The organism is Chitinophaga sp. MM2321 (genome assembly GCF_964033635.1).
GTDB lineage: Bacteria > Bacteroidota > Bacteroidia > Chitinophagales > Chitinophagaceae > Chitinophaga.
Genome location: NZ_OZ035533.1, coordinates 4,658,781 through 4,682,543, shown reverse-complemented (window position 1 = coordinate 4,682,543; position 23,763 = coordinate 4,658,781). Strand labels below are relative to the sequence as shown.

The following is a 23,763-nucleotide window of genomic DNA, read 5'->3' as shown; positions in this document are numbered from 1 at the left end:
CTGGCATCAGGGATGACAAGCTGCTGAAATCGGCGATCCTTTAAGGTTATGACATGGGTTAAAATCTTGATTCAAGAATATTCAGTTCACATGCTTCTTCTTGGGCATTGATACAAATTGACCAGTTATACTGGCCTTGCTACTTGTTATTACAGGCGCAAAGAAAGTTAATTTTATTTTATTATTATATATAATTTTTTATCAATAACTAATCATTAACAATTTGTAGTAGCGAAAAAAGCATCAGAAAAGCAGACTAGTACGCTTGTTTCCGGGGTTAAACGGGGAGCAAAAAAGGGAAGGCGGAACCATCGTTCCGCCTTCCCTGAAATAATATTGAAAAATGACTTAAAACAGTCCGCCTTTCTTCAGGGTTACTTTACCCTGACCGATTTTGAAACCATTGTGATAGATTTCCACTGCATAATCTCCTACTTTGTAGTCAGAGTTCTGCTTCCAGTCCATGCTAACGGTTTGTTTCTGGCCGGTAGTATAGGCAACAGTTTTCTTGGCAGTATATAATTTCTCTGTACCGTCTTCCAGCGTAAACCTGCCGGAACCCAGTGCTTCAACAGCCAGTGGAGAACCATCAGGAGCAGTAATGGCTACATAAATGTCTTTGTCGCCGCTCGGTGCAATCCTGTTATCATCCAGGTCAAACGTTACCCGCATCATATCAGCGCGTTTTGCTTTGGATGTTTCGATTTCCTTACCATTGTGTCTAACCCGGATCGGCAGCAGCTTGATATTGGAAGCATGTAGCACAGAACCAAGATCCACCTGTTTATTCAGACTGTCTTTTACGGTAGATACAGAATCCCGCTCTTTACGGGCATAATCTCTTTCACCAGCCAGTACGATCTTCTCACCTTCCAGGCGCTCAATTGTTTCTGTATAACCTTCTATGTTGGATTTTAACTGCTCAATCAGGCGGCGTGCTTCTGCCAGCTGAGCCTGGGTAGCATTCTTGTTGGATAAAATACTGGAGATCCGGGCCTTCATGTCCTGGATTTCCTTATCCTTGGTTTTTACCAGGCTATCCATACGGGTGTTCTGAGAAATCAGATCATCCAGACGTGCATTGGCGGCATTATATTCCTGCTGTAAAGCATCGCGGGAAGAAGAGATGGAATCTATCTGCGTGGTTTTTTGTACAATTTGCTCGCTGGATTTATTTTTGTCGTACAACATATAAATCCAGGTACCTGCAAGCGCAGCAATTAAAATACCGTAAATTAGACCATTGCGGCTGCGCGGTTTTTCTGGTCCGGGTGAACCCGGTGCAGGTGCGTTGAAAGTGTTCTCAGTCATAGTTGTTAGTTTTATATTTAATTGTTATATGGTTAAAATTCGTTATTGAAGATCAGAAATTATAATTTTTATTTTATAAAAGATATAAAACTGTTTACCGAACGTGTTACCAAATATTGCACTTGATCAATTATTGCTGCTGGACATAGAAACAACCCCGGCTACACAGGCTTTTGAGCAATTGCCGGAGGATATGCAAGGACTCTGGCTGGAGAAAATTGCAAAAACTGCGCCAGTTTCGGAAAACGGTGTAGAAGCATATGCAGACAGGGCTGGCATCTACGCGGAATTCGGCAGGGTGGTGTGTATTTCAGCCGGCTTCTTCAGCCTGGAGAATAACCGGTATCATTTACGGCTGAAGTCGTTTTACAATGATGATGAATCGCTTGTATTGAACGGTTTTTTAGAATTGATAAATAAATTTCATATAAAGCACCCCCGCTTCCTGTTTGCCGGCCACAATATCAAAGAATTTGATATTCCTTTTATTTGCAGGAGGTCTGTTGTTCATCAGTTATCTTTGCCGCTGCCTTTACAGTTGCATGGATTTAAACCATGGGAAATGCCCATGCTGGATACCCTGCACCTGTGGCGCTTCGGAGACTTTAAAAACTATACTTCCCTCAAACTGCTGACAGCCGTCCTGGGCATCGATACACCCAAAGATGATATAGACGGCAGCATGGTAGGGAAAGTATACTGGCAGGATAAGGACCTGGAGCGGATAGCCGCCTATTGCCAGAAAGATGTGGTAGCCGTAGCCCAGCTCCTGCTGCGCTTTAAACGCATACCCCTCCTGCAAGAGGAAGATATTGTAATCGTTAAATAATCAATTGCCGGATAGCAGGCTGTCCTACATGACCAACAGCCATCCGCACACAGCTCAACATCAGCATACATGGAGTACCAGGATATCATCAAAGATTGGAAACAAAAGAAATTCCGCCCTTTATACTGGCTGGAAGGAGAAGAAGACTTTTTCATCGACCAGGTGACCACCTTCGCCGAACACCACCTGCTGGATGAAGCCGAAAAAGGCTTTAACCTCACCGTTTTATACGGCAAGGATACTGATTGGAGCACGGTTATCAACACCTGCCGCCGTTATCCCATGTTCGCAGAAAGACAGGTAGTAGTGCTGAAAGAAGCCCAGGCCATGCGCGACCTGCTCAAACTGGAAACATACATCGATAACCCGCTTACTTCCACCGTTTTTGTAGTAGCACATAAACAGGGGAAGATAGATGGCCGTAGCAAAATGGCCAAACTGATCAAAGAAAAAGGCGTTTTACTCTCCACCAAAAAACTATATGATAACCAACTCGCAGGCTGGGTGGAAACCTATGTAACCAGCCGCGGACTGGCCATTTCACAAAAAGCCGCCATCCTGCTGGTAGATCACATCGGGAATGACCTGTCCCGCATCGCCAACGAAATAGATAAACTGCTGGTCAATCTCCCGGCTCAAAAGAAAATAGACGAAAGCGACATCGAAAAATATGTAGGCATCAGTAAAGAATACAACGTATTTGAATTACAGAATGCCCTCGGACAAAAGAACGCTGCCAAAGTATTCCGGATCATCGGCTATTTTGCCGCAAATCCCAAAGCGGCTCCCATTCAGATGACACTGCCGGCATTATATAACTTCTTTGCAAAAGTAAATCTCATTTTCAGTGTAAAAGGAGGAGAGAAGGAAGTGGCTGCCGCACTGAGCGTACACCCGTTCTTTGTAAAAGACTACATGAACGCTGCCCGCCAGTATGGCCCGGATGGTACTGAAAAAGCCATCCTGTTACTGCATCAGTATAACCTGCGGAGTATAGGCATTAACGATAGTGGGGCAGAAGACGGTGAGCTGATGAAAGAACTGATGTATAAGATGATGTATTAGATATCATTTTTTCAACCTGTAATACCATGAAAGAAAAATATCGATCCATTATCCGTATAGTCTATGCTATATTATTATTTTTTTTAGGCTTGCTGATATTGCTGGTCGATTGGATCTTTGTAAATATTCTGATATCCGGTAATTTTAAGCCTGCTGATCCCTATGCTATCCTGCCTTACGGTATTGCAGTTGTGTTAATGAGTGTACTGCTTGGGGGACTTACTTATTTCATTTTCTATAATTCATATAAACTAAGTAAACCGGTAAAGAAGAGAGAAGTTATTGAACTGTTAGGAGAACATTTTTATTAATTATCTCCCTAAAATCTCCTTCGACTGTGCGGAATCTTTATCCATCTGTACTACCAGTGCATTGATATCATCAAATTTCAGGTTTGCCCGGATGTAGTCAATGAAATGAACCGTTAACTCCTGTCCATAAAGATCTTCGTTGAAATCAAACAGGTGTACTTCCAGGCGCAGGTCTGTGCCATTAAAAGTAGGACGGAAGCCAATACTCATCACTGCCGGTAATAACTGGCTATGGTGGTGGAGGCCCACACGCACGGCATAGATGCCTTCTGCAGGAATCAGCTTTCTTTCATCTCCAAGACGTAGGTTGGCAGTGGGATAGCCCAGCTCACGACCCATTTTATCGCCATGAATGACTTCTCCCGATAAAAAATAGGAATAGCCCAGCAACTCATTGGCCAGTTGTACGTGTCCTTCCTGCAGGCTCTTACGGATTTTGGTAGAGCTCACCGTAAGGTCATGTACTACCTGCTGCGGAATTTCCACCAGGGTAAATCCATATTGCTGCTGCTCTGCTTCCAGCAGTTCCAGGCCGCCTTCGCGGTTATGGCCAAAACGGTGATCATAACCAATGATGATGGTATGTGGTTTGAAACGTGCTACCAGAAAGTCTTCCAGGTATTCACGGGCAGAAAGTTCGGAGAATGCTTTTGTAAACGGCACCACTACCAGGTGGTCTATGCCGGCGCGTTCCAACAAGGCGATTTTTTCCGGTAAGGTGGTTAACAGCCGGATATTATTAGGGCCGGGCAACAATACCTCCCTTGGATGCGGATCAAAAGTAACGATCACTGTTTCCCCGCTACAGTTCACCGCAGCCTGTTCCAGCTGTTGCAAAATGAAGCGGTGTCCTGCATGTACTCCGTCAAATGTACCGATAGTGATAACAGCATTGCGGAATTCCGGTAAATGGTCTAAGTCCCTGTGAACCTGCATATAATTCAATAACAATCAAAAACGCCGGGCAAAAGTAACACATTCGGCGGGCATTCTGCGCGGAATCTGTTACTTTTGCAGCCTGAAGAGCATCTTTATTTAATTATTTCTTTATTTAATTATTTTTTCCCGGTGGATAATAACATTTACGCCAAACGTGGTGTTTCGGCAGGCAAGGAAGATGTACACAATGCCATTAAGAATATTGATAAGGGATTATTCCCGAAAGCATTCTGCAAAATAGTGCCCGATATTTTAGGGGGCGATGATGCTTACTGCAATATCATGCATGCGGATGGCGCCGGCACAAAATCTTCACTGGCTTATATTTACTGGAAAGAAACCGGTGATCTGAATGTCTGGAGAGGCATTGCCCAGGATGCTATTATCATGAACATGGACGACCTGCTTTGCATAGGCATTACAGATAATATCCTTCTTTCTTCTACCATCGGCCGCAACAAACAACTGGTACCGGGTGAAGTAATCGCTGCTATCATCAATGGCACGGAAGAAATACTGGCAGAACTGCGTAACCACGGCATCAGTATCTATTCTACCGGTGGTGAAACAGCAGACGTGGGTGACCTGGTACGCACTATCATCGTGGATTCTACGGTAACAGGCCGGATGAAACGGGCGGATGTGATCTCCAACGACCGCATCCAGGCCGGCGACGTAGTAGTAGGACTGGCCTCATACGGACAGGCCACTTACGAAACGGAATACAATGGTGGCATGGGCAGCAATGGTCTTACCAGCGCGCGTCACGACGTATTCAGCAAAGCGATGGCGGAAAAATATCCCGAAAGTTTCGACCCGAATATTCCGTTTGAACTGGTGTTCAGCGGCAAAAAATCACTGACAGATAAAATTGATGTTCCTGGTTTCGGCGCTATTGATGCCGGTAAACTGGTACTATCACCTACACGCACCTACGCACCTGTTATTAAAAAGGTGTTGGAGCAATTCCGTCCGCAGATCCATGGTATGGTGCATTGCAGCGGCGGCGCCCAAACCAAGGTGTTGCATTTTATTGAAAACCTGCATGTAATCAAGGACAACCTGTTTCCGGTTCCGCCGTTGTTTACCCTGATCCAGGAGCAATCCGGTACACCGTGGAAAGAAATGTACCAGGTGTTTAACATGGGGCACCGGATGGAATTATACGTACCGGTAGCGATTGCAGCCGATATTATCAGCATCTCTAAAAGCTTTAATATAGATGCACAAATTGTTGGCCGCGTAGAAGCTGCTGCACAAAAGCAGGTAACAGTGAAGGCACCAGCGGGAGTTTTTGAATATTTCTAACAGGCGTATAGCAAATAATAGAGAAGCGAATGATGGGTTCCGTCATTCGCTTTTTTTATTCCTGTAGTGTAAAACGTACCGGCAAATTAAACTGTACTGATACCAGCTGCCCATTCTGTTTGCCTGGATTCCATTTTGGCATTGCCTTTACCACCCGGAGAGCTTCCTCTTCCAGGCCGCTGCCCCATACTTTACCCACTGTTTTAGGGGTTACTACCTCACCCTCCCGGTTTATAACAAATTGTATGAAAATGGTGCCATAGATACCCTTTTCCTGCGCTTCCCTGGGGTAGCGGATATTGTGGGAAAGAAAGGCTGCCAGTGAGTCTTCGCCTCCTTTATAGGTGGGTGGCTGTTCTACAAAAGTGAAAATTTCCTGTATGTTTTTCCCTTTTTCTATAGCGGTAGCCGGCTGAATACCGGTGTTGCTTTGTTTGTCGGCAACAAAAGCGAGGGAGCTGAAAATCAGCACGGATAACGGTAATACCATGATCCTGCGCAAATAGCTGAACCGTGGTGTGTGAAATTGTGTGAGCATGGTGATCCGCCGGTGCAGGGGCGGATGGAAAAAGTCGTTGGAGATAGAGAACTGTTTGCTCTGGAAGGTTATCCGGAGAATGGTTTGCGCATATCCCGCCACTTCGGTGCCTGCGGCTTTTTTGTCTGCAATAAACTCATGCACGAGGGCCAGCTCACGTTTGAGCAGGTGGAAGAAGGGATTAATCCAGCAAATAGCCGTGACAATTTCCATGAAAAGTTTGTCTGCGCTGTGTTTTTCTTCCAGGTGAACCAGTTCATGTCGCAGGATCTGTTGGCCGGCAGTGCTTTCCAGCGGTGTGTGCTGATCCCAGAAGATGTAGCGGAAAAAAGAGAAGGGCGCTGTTACCGTTTCGCTTTTTACAAAGTGGTAGGGAGGTACTTCCTGTACCTCGCCATGACGGATCAGGCTTTTTATTTTACGGATACTGATCAGTAGCCGGGTGATGAAAAGAAGGATCACGAGTCCGTAAATAACGGCGATGGCTATACGGAAGTTGATAGCCGGTCCGGTAGAAGGTACTACTGCTTCCCGGAGTGTGATGATCCGGTTAGTGTAGGTCATCATGGCGGAAGGCGCCTGCTGGGCGCTGAATGGCAGCGGGATCTTCAGCAGGGGAATGATTAGTGATACTACCGTGATCAGTACCAGGTAATACCGGTTCCACTGGTGGAAACGGTTATTGCGCAGGGCTGCATAGTAATAGGCGTAGAGTAGCGCACTGCATAATATTACTTTGGCGAGATAGGTGATCAGCAGTATCATGGCCTGGGTTTTTGCGTGTCTTTAATTTTTTGCACCAGTTTTTCGAGATCAGTTATACTCAGTTCCTTTTCTTTTACAAAGAACGATACCATGTTGCTGAAAGACCCTCCGAAATAGCCTTTCACGAGGGTGCTCATTGTTTTATGGCTGTAAGCATCTTTTGTTATCAGGGCAAAATACTGGTGTGACTTACCATAGGCTTTAAAGTCGATAAACCCTTTTTCTATCAGGATCTTTACCAGAGTGGACACGGTATTGTAATGGGGTTTTGGTTCGGGCATGACTTCGATGATATCTTTTACAAAAGCGGGTCCTGTTTGCCAGAGCGCCTGCATAATCTGTTCCTCTGCTTTGGTAAGTTGTTTCATGTCGGGTTTAATTATAAATCCAAGTTATAACTAAGTGTTTAGTTGTACAATTATTTTTTTAGCAGAGATAAGCAGGAGGGGGGAGATGATTTTTGTATATATTATCACAACGAGTTATTTTTTAATTGGTTATTTTTGCCCGCAAGAATCAGTTTGTATTAAACAGAAATAAGGACATGACGCCTGAACAACCTATCATCCAATTAACAAACGCCAGTGTATACCAGGGAAATTCGTTGATTTTATCTGATGTAAATATCACGGTAAACAAGGGAGAGTTTGTGTATCTCATTGGGAAAACGGGTACTGGTAAATCCAGCCTGTTGAAAACCCTGTATGGTGATTTGTCGTTGAACGACGGCACCGGCCAGGTGGTGGGTTTTGATCTGAAGAAGATGGATTGGAAAAAAGTACCTTACCTGCGCCGCAACCTGGGGGTTGTATTTCAGGATTTTCAATTGCTGACAGATCGTAACGTACACGATAACCTGAAATTTGCTTTGCGGGCTACCGGCTGGCAGGACCAGAAGCAGATGGAAGACAAGATTGCAGATGTGCTGGATAAGGTAGGTCTCGGCACCAAAGGGTTTAAAATGCCTTATGAGTTGTCGGGCGGGGAGCAGCAGCGTGTGGATATTGCGCGTGCGATGCTGAATTCACCCAAGCTGATCCTGGCAGATGAACCCACCGGTAACCTGGACCCTGAAACGTCTGATGGTATCATGCAGCTGTTATTCCGCATTTGCCGGGAAGGCACCGCGATTGTAATGGCGACGCATGATTATATCGTATTACAGAAGTTCCCATCCCGTGTGCTGCGTACAGAAAATGGATATGTAACTGATAATGCGGCAGTTAATTTTTCTTCTTAATATATTTTTCTTTGTTATTGAGAGAGAAAGATTTACAGTTGTTAATTATTCAGCACAAGTTATAAAATTTCCGCTTTATTGGTAATTCGTATTTTTTGAACTACCTTTGCCCCGGAAAAATAGCGACGAAAAAAACATTATTATTACTTATTTATTATTAAAGATGTCTTACTTAACTGTTGAAAAGAAAGCCAATATTTTTAAGGAATTTGGTGGAAGCGAAAAAAATACAGGCTCTGTGGAAGCGCAAATAGCACTGCTGACTGAGCGTATCAACAGCATCTCCGGTCACCTGAAACAAAACAAAAAAGATTTCTCAACCCACCGTGGTTTGATGAAGATGGTAGGTCAGAGAAAGCGTTTGCTTACTTATCTGACTAAAACTAACCTCACAGGCTACCGTGCCCTCATCGAGAAGTTAGGTATCAGGAAATAACCAAGACTTAATTATAGCTCTATTCCCAACTTTTAGGTTGGGAATAGTTTTTTTGTATGTATATGTTTTGTTGTTCTTTCTTTACGATGAAAAAAGAATAACTTTATATTTAATCCTCACTTTATTATGAATCTGACACCTATTTCAGTGAAATTCGATATAGGAGACGGTCGTATGGTGACCATCGAAACCGGCAAGTTGGCCCGCCAGGCTGACGGTGCGGTTACGGTGCGTTTAGGGAATGCTATATTGCTTGCCACTGTGGTAGCTAATAAAGAACCCAAACCAGGCCAGTCATTCTTCCCGCTTACTGTTGACTACCAGGAAAAATTTGCCTCCGCCGGCCGCATACCCGGTTCCTTCTTTAAACGTGAAGGCAGACTGTCAGACTCCGAAGTACTGATCTCCCGCTTGATCGACCGCGCCCTGCGCCCTTTGTTTCCCGATAACTATCTCTGCGAAGTGCAGGTACTGGTTTCGCTCATCTCTTCCGATCCTGAAGTAATGCCTGATGCACTGGCCTGTCTGGCTGCGTCTGCTGCTTTAGCCGTTTCTGATGTGCCTATCCAGGAAATCATTTCCGAGGCACGTGTTGCCCGCATCGACGGTAAATTCGTGGTCAACCCTAACCGTACAGAACTGGCGAAAGCCGATATGGATTTCATCATTGGTGCTACTGGAAAGAACATCATGATGGTAGAAGGTGAGAGCAAGGAATGCCAGGAAGAAGACCTGATCCAGGCAATTGAAGTAGCACACGCTGCTATCAAAGTGCAGGTGAAAGCGCAGGAAGAACTGCGTGATCTGAAAGGTCAGAAAGGCAAGCGTGAATACGCACAGCCGCACGAAAACGAAGAACTGAAAGCAAAAATAACTGCTTTCGCAAAAGATAAAATCTACCAGATTGCCAAATCGGCCTCTGCCAAGCATGACCGCAGCGATGCGTTCTCCGCTATTGGTGTAGAGCTGAAAGAACACCTGGGAGAATTGCCGGAAGAAGATCAGCCGCTGGTAAAAGAATACCTGCATGATCTGGAAAAAGAAGTGATCCGCAACATGATCCTGGACGAATCCGTTCGTCTGGATGGCCGTGCACTGGATCAGGTTCGTCCGCTGGCAATGGAAACAGATATCCTGCCTTCCCCGCATGGTTCTGCCCTGTTTACCCGTGGCGAAACACAGTCCCTGACTACTGTAACCCTGGGTACACCGGATGATGAGCTACTGGTAGAAAGTGCAGCTGTTTCCAACTACTCCAAATTCATCCTGCACTACAATTTCCCTCCCTTCTCTACCGGTGAGGTGAAAATGATGCGCGGCCCCGGCCGTCGTGAAGTAGGTCATGGTAACCTGGCGATGCGCTCACTGAAGCAAATGATGCCGGGTAGTGACTATGCTTACACAGTAAGAGTGGTTTCCGACATCCTGGAATCCAACGGTTCTTCCTCCATGGCTACCGTTTGTGCCGGTTCACTGGCACTGATGGATGCAGGTGTACCTTTACCGAAACACGTTTCCGGTGTGGCAATGGGACTTATCTCCCGTGCTTCAGATGGCAAATGGGCGGTATTAACCGATATCCTCGGTGATGAAGATCACCTGGGTGATATGGATTTCAAAGTAACCGGTACCCGCGATGGTATCGTTGGTATCCAGATGGATATCAAAGTAGACGGTTTAAGCATGGATGTAATGCGCTCCGCACTGGCTCAGGCCAAAAAAGGACGCCTGCACATCGTGGAAGCGATGTACGAAGCATTCCCTGTTGCCCGTCCTGAACCTAAACCACATGCACCACGCATGGAGAAGATCATCATCGACCGTGAATTTATCGGCGCTGTAATCGGACCCGGTGGTAAAATTATACAGGAGATCCAACGCGAAACCGGTACTACCATCAACATCGAAGAAGTTGGTGAAACCGGTGAAGTAAGTATCTTCTCTGCACAGAAAGAAAGCCTGGACAAAGCCGTTGCATGGGTGAAAGGAATCGTTGCTATCCCTGAAGTAGGGGAAGTATACGAATCTGTTGTGAAATCCATCATGCCTTATGGCGCTTTCGTAGAGTTTATGCCTGGCAAACAGGGATTACTCCACATCTCTGAAGTTTCCTGGAAACGCCTGGAAACAATGGAAGGTGTGCTGGAAGAAGGTGAAAAAGTAAAAGTAAAACTCACTGGCACCGATCCTAAAACCGGTAAGTTTAAGCTGAGCCGCAAAGTGCTGATGCCTAAACCGGAAGGTTACGTAGAAAGACCTGAACGCGATGATCGTGGTGACAGAGGCGATTTCCGTGATCGTGGCGATCGTGGTGGCGACAGGCGTGATAGCCGTGGTCCACGCGACGACAGACGCGGTGGTGGTGGTGACAGACGTGATAGCCGCGACAGTCGTGGTGGTGGTGACCGTGGTCCCCGTCCTGAACGTCCGGAAAAACCACAGGAACCTACTTTCGACGAGGAAGCATAGTTCCGGTGTTACAAACTGTTGATAACTGAAATTAGATAAAACAGGAAAGCAGTCTCCTTTTGGAGGCTGCTTTCTTATTTTAATCTTAATGTGAAATAAGTATGCGACTGGCAGGCGGTTACGGGCAATTGATTATATTTGCCGCCTATGTCACATATCGCTATTACGATACAGGTAGGACCGGAGCAAACCGACCTGTTGATTGCACAGTTGTCTGCTGCTGGTTTTGAAGGGTTTGAAGAACAGCCTGATCTCCTGATTGCCTACATTCCCGAAGCTGATTTTAATGAAGTTGTATTGAAAGATGTATTAGCGCCATACGGTGTCGCCTATACGCAGGAAACGATTCAGCAGGTCAACTGGAATGCGCTTTGGGAGAGCAATTTTGAACCGGTGCAGGTAGATGATTTCTGTGGCATCAGGGCTGCTTTTCACCCGCCCTTTTCACCCACGCCTACTTACGAAATAGTGATCACGCCTAAAATGGCTTTTGGTACGGGGCATCATGCCACTACTTCTTCCATGATCAAACTGATGCAGGGCTTGTCTTTCACGGGTAAAAGCGTGTTCGATTTCGGCACTGGTACCGGCATCCTCGCCATCCTGGCGGAAATGATGGGCGCTGCGAAGCTGGATGCAATTGATTATGATGAGTGGGCAGTGAATAACACGATGGAGAATATTGCTGCCAACAACACCCATAAAATACGTGTATGGCAGGCTGATAGCCTGGATGCTGTTACAGCTACCTACGATATTGTTCTTGCCAATATCAACTGCAATGTGCTGCTGCACTTTATGGCAGATATGCATCGCCTGCTGCAACCGGGCGGCATCCTGTTGCTGAGCGGGATATTGCCTTCCGATGAAGAACAGATCCTGGCGGCGGCAATTCCGGTGGGCTTCTCTCTACAGAAAAAAATTGAAAAAGATAACTGGCTGGCGATGCAGTTTGTGGCTTAGTGTGGATGATACATTAAAAAAAATATATAAAAAGTGTTGATAATCCAACTTTTGTGTTATAAACTTTTCTAATATTCCCTTAATTTTAACGCAGAATTTGTTATCTTAGCATTCCTAACTTATAGTGATGACAGAATTTTTATTGCTTATATGCGCTTATCTGATAGGATCTGTTCCTACAGCTGTTTGGGTAAGTAAAGGTGTTTTCGGCATGGATATCAGGGAGTATGGAAGTGGTAATGCCGGAGCTACCAACACATTCAGGGTTCTCGGACCTAAAGCTGGTACATTTGTGATGGTGGTGGATATGATGAAAGGCGTATTGGCAGTGCGGTTGGCCTACCTGGTACCTTATTATCACGATCCCGAACACCTGACACAGCTGGTTAATTTACAGATAGGACTGGGGCTTTCCGCAGTGGTAGGTCACATTTTTCCGATATGGGCAAACTTCAGGGGTGGTAAGGGAATTGCCACACTGTTTGGTTTGGTGCTGGCTATACAACCTTTAGTAGCACTGTGCTGTGTGGGCGTTTTCCTGATGATCCTCTTTTTAACCAGGTATGTATCATTGAGTTCTATCATTGCCAGTATCGCATTTCCGATATTGATCCTTTACATTTTCAATGAGCCTGAGATCTTTTACCGCATCTTTGCGATAGCAGTGGCATTGATGGTGGTATTAACCCATCAGAAGAACATTACACGGCTGTTGAAAGGCAGCGAGAGTAAAGTGCCCTTATTTAAGAACAGGAAAGAGAAAAACTAATTGTAGCTATAGACGTGAAGCATAAACCAGAAAGCAGGGCTCTTTAAAGTGTGCATGCTTTTTGCTTTATGCTTTTCGCATTTTAATAAATGATTCACCCATGAAAAAGATCGGATTCCTCTTTCCTGTATGCATTGGTTTAATAGCATCGTGTTCGCGCGTACCTATTACCGGCCGTAGCCAGTTAAACCTCCTCCCTGAAAGCACCATGCAATCTATGGCACTCCAGGAGTATCAAACATTTTTATCTTCCAATAAGGTCGTATCGCAGGGTACCAGCAAGGATGCGGATATGGTGAAGCGTGTTGGCCAACGTATCTCAGCGGCAGTTACGCGATATATGACCCAGCATAATATGGGCAATGAGGTAGCGAGTTACAAGTGGGAATTTAACCTGGTGAATAATAAGGAAGTGAATGCCTGGTGCATGCCGGGTGGTAAAGTAGTGGTGTACACCGGGTTATTGCCGGTAACACAGAACGAAACAGCACTGGCCTGTGTAATGGGACATGAAATAGCGCATGCCATTGCGCGTCATGGTAACGAGCGTATGAGTCAGGGCTTACTGGCGCAGGGTATACAGGTAGCCGGTTCCGTGGCATTGGGTAAAAATCCCACTGCAGTAAACATCTTTAACCAGGCAGTAGGCGTAGGCGGAAACGTAGGTATGCTGGCTTTTTCCCGTTCAAATGAGCTGGAAGCAGATCACCTGGGCATAATATTTATGGCGATGGCAGGATACAATCCGCAGGAAGCCGTTCCTTTCTGGCAGCGTATGGCCAATATGAGCACTGGTCAGAAGCCACCTGAATTCCTCAGCACGCACCCCAGCGATGCTACCCGCGTACAAAAATTACAACAGCTGATGCCGGAAGCGATGAAGTATTATACACCGGTGAAATAATATAAATATTTAGGGATTTACGGATTTTTTGATTTTGATATTTGAAATGCAGCGAAGATTATTAAATATTATAAATATCAGTCTTCGCTGCATTTCAAATATCAAAATCAAAAAATCCGTAAATCCCTAAATATTTATATCTATTACTTTCTTATTCTTCTGCACTTTGGTCTTCTCTGGTACATGTGCCAGTATTTCCTTCTTAAAGGCCTCAATAAGCGCCTGTTTTATGAAATGGCGATGTGTAACCAGACTGATCTCTCTTACTGGCTCAGGGGCCTTGAAATAGCGCACCATGTTAAGCTGGCGTGCAGACAGGTCCTGCAGGGAAAGTTCCGGTAAAATGGTATATCCTTCATTGAGGTCCACCATTCTTTTCAATGTTTCCACACTGCCGGTATTGTATTCGAGATTTTTGTGTTCCCCCATGGTGAATTTGTCGTTGCAGATATTCAGTACCTGGTTGCGCATACAGTGGCCTTCATTCAGCAACCATACGTCTTTGAGTTCCAGTTCTTCTGCCCGTACTATTTTCTTTTCATACAAGGGGTTACTTTTAGCCGTGTATACCACAAAGGATTCGTAGAACAGCGGATGTTCTTCCAAATGCGGATTATTCAGAGGAGTGGCCAGCAGACCGCAATCCAGCAACTCCTGTTTTAATTGTTGAATGATTTGTTCGGTAGGATATTCCCAGATTTCCAGCTTTACTTTCGGGTATTTTTTCATGAAGCCCGTCAGGATGCGGGGGAGGAGGTAAGGCGCCAGGGTAGGGATAATACCCACTTTAAGCGTTCCCTGTACTTCTTTCTTCTGGTCTGCAATTATTTCACGGATACGGGCATTTTCTTTCAGGATGATCCTTGCCTGTGAAATTACTGCGATGCCTATTTCTGTAGGTACTACCGGTAATTTACTCCGGTCAAATAATTTAATACCCAGTTCATCTTCCAACTTCTGTATCTGCATACTCAGTGTGGGCTGCGTTACAAAGCACTTTTCCGCCGCCATCACAAAACTTCTGTATGTTTCTACCGCAACAATGTACTCCAATTGAACTGTCGTCATTTCCCAATAATTAATCTGGTAAAGGTATTGAGAAAATCTATAGGAAAAAAGACCATGATATAGAGAACACCAGATTAACCGGATTTACGATTTTTTGATTTACGAATTTAGGGGATTTGAAATGCAGCGGAGATATATGACAATCTCCGCTGCATTTCAAATCCCCTAAATTCGTAAATCAAAAAATCGTAAATATTAGAATATTCTGTACCTGTACTTGATCTTCTCTGTATTGCTATACAGCTCCCGGATGTTAATAGAGGCTTGTATTTCCTGGACAGCATCCGTTTTCAGGCTGCGGAATTCCGCTTGCTTGGTATCGATGATGCTTTTGTCGGCGAGGCCGTTGTCCTGTGCAATTTTCAGGGAGTTATTCACTTTGCTGTAGTAAGAGTCGAGCAGTGTGAAGTATTCATTGTAAAGATTTTCGAAACGTTTTGTTTGCAGCACCAGGTCTTCCAGCTGATTGTTTACTTCTTTCAGGTTTGGATTCTCTCGCAGCAGGGATTCATAATCGATCCGTTTGCCTTTGGTATATTTCACTTCCAGCTGGTTGAAATATTCCACTACTTTTTCTTTCTTGAATTCGAAGAAGTATTCGTTCATGGTTTGGCTCAACGGCTTATTTCCTTTCTGTGGCGCCGGGAACTTCATGGAAGTAGCGGAAAACGACAGGTGATCGAACAGGTTGTCCTGTAAAAGGCTCAACTGATCTTTATTAAAGTTCAGGCCATATTCGAATTTCTGATTGGCGTCATTCAATGCCGTGTAATACACTACATATTTGTTGAGCTCTTTTTCGAAGTCCTGTAATGACTTCTGATTGATCTGTTTATTATTTACGCTTACACTGTGCAGGAAGTTCATGACAGAGTTGGCAATGGCCAGCGGTGGCGTAAGAGAGGTAAAGCTCTGGAAAATAGGGCTGTTAATAATAGATTTTGTGGATTCTACTATTTTAGAATTTTTTTCTCCCTTATCACCTTTATTTTTCAAGATAATTTTCTGTACCAGTTCTACGATGCGATCGCTCAATGAAAATCCCAATGCTTTACTTTCGGGGTTATTCAGGGAGGTGATAAATACATCGAGATTATTGGTCGTGGTACGTGATTTCAGATCGATGATCTTTTTATTCAGCAAATAATACGTTTCGCTGGCATTAACGATATTATTTTTGATCAATTCGTACTTACTGATATTATCTATCTCTTTACCCTGCAATAATGCCTGGATTGCATTGGAGTTCTGTTTATCGTTATCGGTGATTCTTTGCATTTCTTCCACAATTTTCTGGATAGTAGTATCCTGGGTTTTAATTGTGGGGGCAGTAATAGCTTTCAATTCAGGATCCTGCGCTTGTGCAGCCTGAAAGGTCAATAAAAAGAGGAATGGCGCTGGTAGCACTTTCATCCATTTAGATGACCAGGATTTTTCTGCGGACTGTACTAACGGTAATGACTCAATTTGCTTAGTGTTCAAGCTTTTACCATGCTTCATTTCCGTCGGTAGGTGTTTTAACATGTGCCTTTTGATTTTTGTTAACAAAAATTTATGAAAAAATGATGCCAAAAACTTCAGGGCGTAAAGATAAATAATTAATAACAGTTAAAATTAAATCATGATAAGTGGTGCTGTCGTGTATTTGCACAATATATTTTGAATTATCAGCAGGTAAATTACCTTTGCTCCCAAATTTGATCCACTTTCATGCTGAATAACAAAAAGATAGTGGTTGTATTACCGGCCTACAACGCAGCACTTACGCTGGAAAAAACATTCCGGGAAATCCCTTTTGAAATTGTTGATGATGTTGTACTGGTAGATGATGCCAGTAAAGATGAAACCCTTGCGGTAGGAAAACAATTGGGTATTAAACACCTGATCCGCCATGATGCCAACAAAGGTTATGGTGGTAACCAGAAGTCCTGTTATAACAAGGCGCTGGAGCTGGGAGCTGATATTGTAGTGATGTTACATCCTGATTATCAGTATACTCCAAAGCTTATTGTTGCCATGTGCAGTATTATTGCAAATGATGTATATCCGGTGGTATTTGGTTCCCGTATCCTGGGTAAAGGCGCCTTGAAAGGTGGCATGCCGATGTATAAGTATATATTTAATCGTTTCTTAACATTGACACAGAATATCCTGATCGGACAAAAGTTGAGTGAATATCATACCGGCTACAGAACTTTTTCTGCGGAAGTATTGCGCAACATCAATTATATGGCCGATAACGATGATTTTGTTTTTGATAATGAAATGGTATCGCAGATATTCATGAAAGGGTATGATATTGCAGAAGTAACCTGTCCTACTAAATATTTCGACGAAGCTTCCAGTATCAATTTCAAGCGTAGTGCGATTTATGGCCTGGGCGTATTGCGGGTATCATTGCAACACCGGTTGCATATGTGGGGAATTGTAAAAGGGAAGATCTATTAAAATTCGTATAGCCAGTGAGTTTAGCGCAACAATATAATTTAGCCAGCAGGTACCTGCGGTATTATTTTACCGCCGGAAACCGTCATGATGTACACTCTCCTTTCGTATTTGCGTTGATAGAAGACGTATTACGGGATAAGAAGCAACATGCCGCCTTTGGCGAAATAGAACAGCTGCGCAAACAATTGCTGAACAGCCAGGAAACCCTGCAGGTAACGGATCTGGGCGCCGGCTCGCTGATTTCAGCCGGTAATGAGCGTAAAGTGAGCGACATTACCCGCTACGCTGCGAAACAGCCTAAATTCGGGCAGTTATTTTACCGGCTGATCCAATACCTGCAACCTAAAAGAATCCTGGAACTGGGCACCTCTATGGGGCTTTCTACTGCCTATATGGCAAAAGCAGCACCCGATGCAACGGTGTATACTATTGAAGGTTGTCCTAATATAGCCGCCCGCGCCGCAAAAAACTTTGCATCGCTTCACCTCCGTAATATTATCCAGATCACCGGCAACTTCGACACAGTATTACCGGATGTATTAAAGCAAATACAGTTACCCGACTGGGTTTATATTGATGGAAACCACCGCAAAGAGCCTACCCTGGCTTATTTTGAGCAATGCCTGCAATTTGCGGATGAATACTCTCTCTTCATTTTTGATGATATTCACTGGACACCGGATATGGAAGCGGCCTGGCATACTATCCAGGACCATCCGCAGGTAACGATGACCATCGACCTGTTTTACATCGGGCTGGTATTTTTCCGCAAAGATTTTAAGATTAAACAACATTTTACGCTGAAATACTAGGCGGGAAGGTAGTATATTGGGTATAAAATCCCCCGTTATGCGTTACCTGAAACTTTTTATTTTATGTTGCCTGCTGGCCGGTGGTTTGCAAGCCATGGCACAGGTCCAGGACCTGAGTGCCTACAGCCAGGAGTTATATATCCGCAAGGGTGATACCCTGCGCTACCGCCTGCTCATGCCTGCCAATTACGATATTCATAAGAAGTATCCCCTGATCGTTTTCCTGCATGGTTCAGGTGAAAGAGGATGGGATAACAATGCACAGCTGTTGCACGGTGGAGAAATGTTCCTGAAGGATAGTATCCGGACCAATTACCCTGCCTTTGTACTGTTCCCGCAATGCCCCGGCAATACCATCTGGGCGCCCATGCAAATGGAGCGCGACAGTACTGGCAAAGTTATCAAGGCCGATTTTCCACTGGATGGACCACCCACCAAGCCCACCGCTTTATTGACAACATTGCTGGATAGTCTCCGGACAACCGGTAAGATCGATACCAAACGTATTTATATTGGCGGTTTGTCGCTGGGTGGCATGGGAACATTTTACATGATCTCGAAACATCCGGAAATGTTTGCAGCAGCGTTCCCCATCTGTGGTGGCGGTAACGTAGCAAAGGCAGGACGTTTTGCAAAGAAAGTACCTGTATGGATCTTCCACGGAGGCGCTGATCAGGTGGTGCCTGTAGAAGGATCCCGCGCCTACAATGAAAAATTAAAAGCACTGGGCTCCGAAGTAAAGTATACCGAATATCCCGGTGTAGGACATAATAGCTGGGATAACATGTTTGTGGAACCGGGGTTTTTTCAGTGGCTGTTTCAGCACAAAAAGAATTAAATATTTACGGATTTTTTGATTTACGGATTTAGGAATTTGAAATGCAGTGAAGAGATATCGGTAACCCGGGGTTTTAACCCCGGGAAGCAAGACAATCTCCGCTGCATTTCAAATTCCTAAATCCGTAAATCAAAAAATCCGTAAATATTTATCTCTATCTGTTTCCTCCCAGTGCACGATACAATGACACCATTCCCTGGTATACATTTCTTCTGGTGGTTACTAATGCCAGTTCTGCTTCCAATACACTTTTTTGCGCAGTGATCACTTCCAGGTAGTTAGCATAGCCTGTCGTGAAAAGTATGTTGGCCGTTGATACCGCTTCGCGGAGTACCAACACCTCTTTTGTTTTGAGGGAAAATGCCTGTTGCTGATTCTCCACTTTACTTAAAGCAGTCGCTACTTCCTGGTAGCCATTTACGATGGCTTGCTGATAATCATAAAAGGCGGTGTATGCACCTGCTTTACTGATGTTGTATTGCGCCTGTATTTGTTTTTTGTTGAAGATAGGCGCCGTGATATTGCCCAGTGCGCCCCAGGCGATAGATGCGGGGGACTTGAACAACAAACCGGCTTTGAATGCATTGAATCCTGCATAAGGCGTAATGGTTACGGCGGGCAGGAATGCAGCCCTGGCGGCCTGTACATCGGCTTTGGCGGCGGTGAGCTCCAGCTCGGCGCGCTGTACATCCGGTCTGTGTAGCAACAGACTGGCAGGTATACCATTTTTGATGGCATCCGGTAATGGCTGCTCATCCTTTATCACACTACGGACGATAGGCTGCGGCATTCTACCCATCAGGGCATTCAGCTGGTTTTCGAGTGCGGTAATCTCCTGCCTCACACCATATTCCAGCGCCTGTGTGCTCAGTAATTGCGCGGTGAACTGTTGTACAGCCAGCTCGGTGGCGCGTCCGCCTTCTTTTTGAATGGTTACAGTAGCCACCGCAGATTCCTGCAATTTGATGTTGCGCTGAATGATAGCGAGTTCACTATCCATGGCAACCAGTTCATAATATAAACCGGTTACGCCGGCTACTACTTGTGTGGAGAGCAGCCTGCGCCCCTGGCTGCTGGCCAGAAAGCGCGCGTAGGTAGCTTTTCGCTGTTGTTTTAATTTACCCCAGAGGTCAATTTCCCAGGAGCTTCTCAGCCCTGCAAAATATTCTGGCGTAGGACCGGGGATGCGCTGGTCTTTATTAATATTCGGCGACAGGTTGGTATCATAATTACCAACGCCATTCAGCGTATAATCCGCATAGCGGTCTACCCCGCCGGAGAGGGAAAGATTCACTGAGGGCAGCCAGGCATTCTTTGCCATCATGAGGTTGGCCTGTGCGGCAGCCACACGCTGGGCTGCCGATAACAGGTCATAATTATTGTGCAGGGCACTGTCTATCAGACCACCCAGGTAAGGATCGCTGAATATTGGTGCGAAGCCGGCAAGCGATAAAGTATCGTCTGCACTCCCGGTTGCCACGGGAACGGCTACACGTTCCGGCAGTACCATCTCCTTTTGCGTGGAGCAGGCAGTTGCTACGATAGCCAGGCAGGCGTATAAAGCGTATTGATATATTCGTTTATTCATTGGTGTAAGCTTTAAGTTCAACGGTTTTTTTTCTGGTCATACTGGCAAACAGCACATACAATCCGGGTATGATCACCACACCGAAAATGGTTCCTATCAACATACCACCAGCGGCGGCAGTACCGATGGAACGGTTGCCCATAGCGCCTGCACCGGAAGCGATACACAACGGGATCAACCCGGCGATAAAGGCGAAGGATGTCATCAGGATAGGCCGCAACCTGGAAACAGCTCCTTCTTTGGCGGCTTCCAGCACGGAAGCGCCGTGTTTGTTCCGCAGGATGGCAAATTCCACGATGAGGATTGCATTTTTTCCTAGCAGACCGATAAGCATTACCAAAGCTACCTGTGCGTAAATGTTATTTTCAAGTCCTAATAAACGAAGCGACAGGAAAGCGCCGAAGATCCCTGCCGGTAATGACAGGAGCACCGGTAAAGGCAGCAGGAAGCTTTCATATTGGGCAGCCAGCAACAGGTACACGAATACAAGTACCACCATAAAGATGTAAATGGCCTGGTTGCCGGACAGGATCTGTTCACGGGTCATACCACTCCATTCGTAACTAAAGCCACGCGGCAGTTCTTTCGCCGCCACTTCCTGAACGGCATCAATAGCCTGGCTGCTGCTGAAGCCGGATGCCGCGTCTCCATTGATCATGGCGGCGGTATACATGTTATATCGCGTTAGCTGTTCAGGACCGTATACGCGTTCCAGTTTCACGAAATCAGAATAGGATACCATCTCGCCCCGGTCATTCTTCACATGTAATCGTAAGAGGTCATCCGGTTTGGTCCTGTACCTGGGGTCTGCCTGTACCATTACTTTATACATCTGTCCGAACCGGATAAAGTTGGAGGCATAAAAGCTACCCATCAATGTTTGCAGGTTGCTCATGGCGTTTTCGATACTGACTCCTTTTTTCGCTGCCATGGCCTGGTCTACATGGATCATGTATTGCGGGAATTCCGCATCGAAGCTGGTGAAGGCACTGCCTATCTCCGGTCTTTGTTTCAGGGCTTCGATAAATTTATTGGTGACCTGGGCGGTTTGCCGTAAGTCGCCACTGCCGCTGCGATCCAGCAGACGTAATTCAAAACCGCTGGAGTTACCGAAACCGGGAACAGTAGGCGGTGGGAAGAATTCTATGCTTGCATCCGCGATGTTTGCCGTTAGTTTTTGCAGGCGCTCAATAATATCCTGTACAGATGCTTCCCGGTCGTCCCATGGTTTCAGGTTTACCATGCCCATGCCGTAAGAAGCACCGGCTACTTCATTCACCAGGCTGTAACCCGCCAGGGTGGATACTGATTCTACCTCACCCAGTTCAGCAGCAATAGCCTGTACCTGGTCGAGCACTTTTTCCGTACGTTCAACGGTGGCACCCGGAGGGGTGGTCACGTTGACGTAGATCATGCCCTGGTCTTCCGTAGGAATGAAGCCGGAAGGCAGGATAGCACTGACTCCCCAGGTAGCGGCAAAAAAGAAAAGCAGGCAGGCGAGGGTAATAATCCTTCTTCCTGCGATAAAGCTGATCAGCTTTGCATATTTATTTTCAGTAGCTGCATAGCCTTTGTTGAAACCATTGAAGAAGCGTTGCATCAGCGTCTTTTTAGGCGCTTTGCCGTGATTGTTCTTCAACATGATGGCACAGAGTGCAGGCGTTAACGTTACCGCATTAATACCGGAGATCACAATGGCAATAGCCAGTGTTAAAGAGAACTGCCTGTAGAATACACCCACCGGACCTGATAAAAATGCTACCGGGATAAATACGGCAGACATTACCAGGGTAATAGCCACCAGCGCGCCGCTGATCTCTTTCATGGCGGCGATGGTAGCTTCCATCGGCGGGAGGTGTTCTTCACTCATTTTTACATGGACGGCCTCCACCACCACAATCGCATTATCTACCACAATACCGATGGCCAGCACCAACGCAAACAGGGTCAGGAGGTTGATGGAGAAGCCCATCATCTGCATAAAAGCCAGCGTACCAATCAATGCTACCGGCACTGCCAACGCAGGAATAAGCGTAGAACGGAAATCCTGTAAGAAGATAAATACCACGATAAACACCAGGATGAACGCTTCAAATAAGGTGACTACTACCTCATGAATAGAAGCGTCCAGGAAGCGGGATACATCGTAGTTAAAGTTAAACGTCATGCCGGGAGGAAAAGAAGTCGCCTTCATTTCTTCCATCTTCATCTTCACATTATTAATAACCTCGCGGGCATTGGAGCCGGGCCTTTGTTTGAGCATGATAGAGGCAGATGGCTTACCATCTGTTTTAGATACCATGCTGTAGGTCAGCGAGCCGAATTCTACATCCGCCACATCTTTGAGATGTAATACAGAGCCGTCGTTTCCTGCGCGCAATACAATTTGCTGGTATTGTTCCGGCTCAAAGAACTTACCGGTATAGCGCAATACATATTGTAACAGTTGTGGGTCTTTGTCGGAGCTTTCGCCGGTTTTACCAGGCGCCGCTTCTATATTTTGTTTGCGGATAGCCTGGATCACTTCATCGGCGGATACGCTGTAAGCCAGCATGCGATCGGGTTTCAGCCACACACGCATAGCGTATTCCTTGGCGCCCATAATTTCTGCACGGCCTACACCATCGATACGTTTCAATTCCTGTAATACGTTGATGTCGGCAAAGTTGTAGATGAATTGTTCATCCAGCGTGGTGTCTTCACTCATCACGTTGAGGTACAGTAACATACTGTTTACCTCTTTCTCCGTGGTAACACCTGCCTTGATCACTTCTTCGGGCAACTCATCAATGATTGTAGCCACGCGGTTTTGCACGTTTACAGCTGCCTGGTCGGGATCAGTACCTACCTGGAAGAATACCTGTATAACGGTGATCCCATCGTTACTGGAAACGGACGACATATACGTCATGCCGGGTACCCCGTTGATAGCGCGTTCCAGCGGTGTGGAAACGGCTTTGGCGGATACTTCCGCATTCGCGCCGGTATATTTGGCGGTAACAGTAACGGAAGGGGGTACGATATCCGGGAACTGGGTTACGGGCAGTGTAAACAGCGCCAGTAAGCCTACCAATGTGATAATAAGCGATATGACCAGTGATAACACCGGTCGTTTTATAAAAATTTCAAACATCAGTTCTGATTTCAGCTAATAAGCAGGGT

21 protein-coding genes are annotated in these 23,763 nt (G+C 45.6%); 13 read left to right on the top strand and 8 right to left on the bottom strand.

Annotated elements, in window-relative coordinates:
* Positions 1-348 precede the first annotated feature (348 nt).
* The gene (locus ABQ275_RS18040) at positions 349-1,311 is read right to left on the bottom strand and encodes a hypothetical protein (RefSeq protein WP_349314550.1); all 963 of its coding nucleotides are present in this window, start codon (positions 1,309-1,311) and stop codon (positions 349-351) included.
* Positions 1,312-1,414: 103 nt separating this feature from the next.
* On the opposite strand from ABQ275_RS18040, the gene ABQ275_RS18035 reads away from it, so the two are divergent.
* The 3 genes from ABQ275_RS18035 (at position 1,415) to ABQ275_RS18025 (ending at position 3,516) form a co-directional block, all read left to right on the top strand.
* Positions 1,415-2,140, top strand: a complete 726-nt coding sequence (locus ABQ275_RS18035) for a ribonuclease H-like domain-containing protein (protein ID WP_349314549.1) — start codon at positions 1,415-1,417, stop codon at positions 2,138-2,140.
* Positions 2,141-2,209: 69 nt separating this feature from the next.
* Positions 2,210-3,205, top strand: coding sequence for a DNA polymerase III subunit delta (gene holA, locus ABQ275_RS18030; protein ID WP_349314548.1), 996 nt, complete (start codon positions 2,210-2,212; stop codon positions 3,203-3,205).
* Between the two features lie 26 nt (positions 3,206-3,231).
* The gene (locus ABQ275_RS18025; protein WP_349314547.1) at positions 3,232-3,516 is read left to right on the top strand and encodes a hypothetical protein; all 285 of its coding nucleotides are present in this window, start codon (positions 3,232-3,234) and stop codon (positions 3,514-3,516) included.
* Here ABQ275_RS18025 and ABQ275_RS18020 read toward each other — a convergent pair whose 3' ends face one another.
* Complete coding sequence (locus ABQ275_RS18020; RefSeq protein ID WP_349314546.1) at positions 3,517-4,452, bottom strand: bifunctional riboflavin kinase/FAD synthetase; 936 nt, start codon at positions 4,450-4,452, stop codon at positions 3,517-3,519.
* A gap of 132 nt (positions 4,453-4,584) precedes the next feature.
* Between ABQ275_RS18020 and ABQ275_RS18015 the strand changes: the two genes are divergently transcribed.
* Positions 4,585-5,763, top strand: a complete 1,179-nt coding sequence (locus tag ABQ275_RS18015; RefSeq protein ID WP_349314545.1) for an AIR synthase related protein — start codon at positions 4,585-4,587, stop codon at positions 5,761-5,763.
* Positions 5,764-5,818: 55 nt separating this feature from the next.
* Here ABQ275_RS18015 and ABQ275_RS18010 read toward each other — a convergent pair whose 3' ends face one another.
* Together ABQ275_RS18010 and ABQ275_RS18005 are read right to left on the bottom strand one after the other, a co-directional pair.
* Positions 5,819-7,066, bottom strand: a complete 1,248-nt coding sequence (locus tag ABQ275_RS18010) for a M56 family metallopeptidase (RefSeq protein ID WP_349314544.1) — start codon at positions 7,064-7,066, stop codon at positions 5,819-5,821.
* Complete coding sequence (locus ABQ275_RS18005; protein WP_349314543.1) at positions 7,063-7,434, bottom strand: BlaI/MecI/CopY family transcriptional regulator; 372 nt, start codon at positions 7,432-7,434, stop codon at positions 7,063-7,065. Before ABQ275_RS18005 ends, ABQ275_RS18010 begins: the two co-directional genes overlap by 4 nt.
* Positions 7,435-7,610: 176 nt before the next feature.
* Between ABQ275_RS18005 and ABQ275_RS18000 the strand changes: the two genes are divergently transcribed.
* The 6 genes from ABQ275_RS18000 (at position 7,611) to ABQ275_RS17975 (ending at position 13,847) form a co-directional block, all read left to right on the top strand.
* The gene (locus ABQ275_RS18000; protein ID WP_349314542.1) at positions 7,611-8,306 is read left to right on the top strand and encodes an ATP-binding cassette domain-containing protein; all 696 of its coding nucleotides are present in this window, start codon (positions 7,611-7,613) and stop codon (positions 8,304-8,306) included.
* 163 nt (positions 8,307-8,469) lie between these two features.
* Positions 8,470-8,742: a 30S ribosomal protein S15 gene (rpsO, locus tag ABQ275_RS17995; protein WP_349314541.1), complete on the top strand. Its 273-nt coding sequence runs from the start codon at positions 8,470-8,472 to the stop codon at positions 8,740-8,742.
* A 126-nt stretch (positions 8,743-8,868) separates the two neighbouring features.
* A complete protein-coding gene (locus ABQ275_RS17990) occupies positions 8,869-11,211 on the top strand; it encodes a polyribonucleotide nucleotidyltransferase (RefSeq protein ID WP_349314540.1) in 2,343 nt (780 codons plus the stop codon).
* Between the two features lie 147 nt (positions 11,212-11,358).
* Entirely contained in the window at positions 11,359-12,174 is an 816-nt protein-coding gene (prmA, locus tag ABQ275_RS17985) for a 50S ribosomal protein L11 methyltransferase (protein WP_349314539.1), read from the top strand.
* 127 nt (positions 12,175-12,301) lie between these two features.
* Positions 12,302-12,943, top strand: a complete 642-nt coding sequence (gene plsY, locus ABQ275_RS17980; RefSeq protein WP_349314538.1) for a glycerol-3-phosphate 1-O-acyltransferase PlsY — start codon at positions 12,302-12,304, stop codon at positions 12,941-12,943.
* A 100-nt stretch (positions 12,944-13,043) separates the two neighbouring features.
* Positions 13,044-13,847 (top strand): M48 family metallopeptidase, encoded by an 804-nt coding sequence (locus tag ABQ275_RS17975; protein WP_349314537.1) that lies wholly within the window; start codon positions 13,044-13,046, stop codon positions 13,845-13,847.
* Positions 13,848-13,973: 126 nt separating this feature from the next.
* Here ABQ275_RS17975 and ABQ275_RS17970 read toward each other — a convergent pair whose 3' ends face one another.
* Entirely contained in the window at positions 13,974-14,915 is a 942-nt protein-coding gene (locus ABQ275_RS17970; RefSeq protein WP_349314536.1) for a LysR substrate-binding domain-containing protein, read from the bottom strand.
* Positions 14,916-15,110: 195 nt separating this feature from the next.
* The gene (locus ABQ275_RS17965) at positions 15,111-16,328 is read right to left on the bottom strand and encodes a hypothetical protein (RefSeq protein ID WP_349314535.1); all 1,218 of its coding nucleotides are present in this window, start codon (positions 16,326-16,328) and stop codon (positions 15,111-15,113) included.
* Between the two features lie 297 nt (positions 16,329-16,625).
* Between ABQ275_RS17965 and ABQ275_RS17960 the strand changes: the two genes are divergently transcribed.
* The 3 genes from ABQ275_RS17960 to ABQ275_RS17950 are packed head-to-tail and all read left to right on the top strand — an operon-like array spanning position 16,626 to position 19,013.
* Entirely contained in the window at positions 16,626-17,363 is a 738-nt protein-coding gene (locus ABQ275_RS17960) for a glycosyltransferase family 2 protein (protein WP_349314534.1), read from the top strand.
* 14 nt (positions 17,364-17,377) lie between these two features.
* The gene (locus ABQ275_RS17955) at positions 17,378-18,175 is read left to right on the top strand and encodes a class I SAM-dependent methyltransferase (RefSeq protein WP_349314533.1); all 798 of its coding nucleotides are present in this window, start codon (positions 17,378-17,380) and stop codon (positions 18,173-18,175) included.
* A 37-nt stretch (positions 18,176-18,212) separates the two neighbouring features.
* Complete coding sequence (locus ABQ275_RS17950) at positions 18,213-19,013, top strand: dienelactone hydrolase family protein (protein WP_349314532.1); 801 nt, start codon at positions 18,213-18,215, stop codon at positions 19,011-19,013.
* Between the two features lie 154 nt (positions 19,014-19,167).
* On the opposite strand, the gene ABQ275_RS17945 is transcribed toward ABQ275_RS17950, so the two are convergent.
* Both ABQ275_RS17945 and ABQ275_RS17940 read right to left on the bottom strand, forming a co-directional pair.
* Positions 19,168-20,601 (bottom strand): TolC family protein, encoded by a 1,434-nt coding sequence (locus ABQ275_RS17945; protein WP_349314531.1) that lies wholly within the window; start codon positions 20,599-20,601, stop codon positions 19,168-19,170.
* Complete coding sequence (locus ABQ275_RS17940) at positions 20,594-23,734, bottom strand: efflux RND transporter permease subunit (RefSeq protein WP_349314530.1); 3,141 nt, start codon at positions 23,732-23,734, stop codon at positions 20,594-20,596. Before ABQ275_RS17940 ends, ABQ275_RS17945 begins: the two co-directional genes overlap by 8 nt.
* Between the last annotated feature and the right edge of the window lie 29 nt (positions 23,735-23,763).

Excerpts from the sequence above, each read along its gene's own strand:
- ABQ275_RS18040 (WP_349314550.1), bottom strand. The coding sequence starts at position 1,311 with ATGACTGAGAACACTTTCAACGCACCTGCACCGGGTTCACCCGGACCA.
- holA (WP_349314548.1), top strand. The coding sequence starts at position 2,210 with ATGGAGTACCAGGATATCATCAAAGATTGGAAACAAAAGAAATTCCGC.
- ABQ275_RS18025 (WP_349314547.1), top strand. The coding sequence starts at position 3,232 with ATGAAAGAAAAATATCGATCCATTATCCGTATAGTCTATGCTATATTA.
- ABQ275_RS18020 (WP_349314546.1), bottom strand. The coding sequence starts at position 4,452 with ATGCAGGTTCACAGGGACTTAGACCATTTACCGGAATTCCGCAATGCT.
- ABQ275_RS18010 (WP_349314544.1), bottom strand. The coding sequence starts at position 7,066 with ATGATACTGCTGATCACCTATCTCGCCAAAGTAATATTATGCAGTGCG.
- ABQ275_RS18005 (WP_349314543.1), bottom strand. The coding sequence starts at position 7,434 with ATGAAACAACTTACCAAAGCAGAGGAACAGATTATGCAGGCGCTCTGG.
- ABQ275_RS18000 (WP_349314542.1), top strand. The coding sequence starts at position 7,611 with ATGACGCCTGAACAACCTATCATCCAATTAACAAACGCCAGTGTATAC.
- rpsO (WP_349314541.1), top strand. The coding sequence starts at position 8,470 with ATGTCTTACTTAACTGTTGAAAAGAAAGCCAATATTTTTAAGGAATTT.
- ABQ275_RS17990 (WP_349314540.1), top strand. The coding sequence starts at position 8,869 with ATGAATCTGACACCTATTTCAGTGAAATTCGATATAGGAGACGGTCGT.
- prmA (WP_349314539.1), top strand. The coding sequence starts at position 11,359 with ATGTCACATATCGCTATTACGATACAGGTAGGACCGGAGCAAACCGAC.
- plsY (WP_349314538.1), top strand. The coding sequence starts at position 12,302 with ATGACAGAATTTTTATTGCTTATATGCGCTTATCTGATAGGATCTGTT.
- ABQ275_RS17975 (WP_349314537.1), top strand. The coding sequence starts at position 13,044 with ATGAAAAAGATCGGATTCCTCTTTCCTGTATGCATTGGTTTAATAGCA.
- ABQ275_RS17970 (WP_349314536.1), bottom strand. The coding sequence starts at position 14,915 with ATGACGACAGTTCAATTGGAGTACATTGTTGCGGTAGAAACATACAGA.
- ABQ275_RS17965 (WP_349314535.1), bottom strand. The coding sequence starts at position 16,328 with ATGAAAGTGCTACCAGCGCCATTCCTCTTTTTATTGACCTTTCAGGCT.
- ABQ275_RS17960 (WP_349314534.1), top strand. The coding sequence starts at position 16,626 with ATGCTGAATAACAAAAAGATAGTGGTTGTATTACCGGCCTACAACGCA.
- ABQ275_RS17950 (WP_349314532.1), top strand. The coding sequence starts at position 18,213 with ATGCGTTACCTGAAACTTTTTATTTTATGTTGCCTGCTGGCCGGTGGT.
- ABQ275_RS17945 (WP_349314531.1), bottom strand. The coding sequence starts at position 20,601 with ATGAATAAACGAATATATCAATACGCTTTATACGCCTGCCTGGCTATC.
- ABQ275_RS17940 (WP_349314530.1), bottom strand. The coding sequence starts at position 23,734 with ATGTTTGAAATTTTTATAAAACGACCGGTGTTATCACTGGTCATATCG.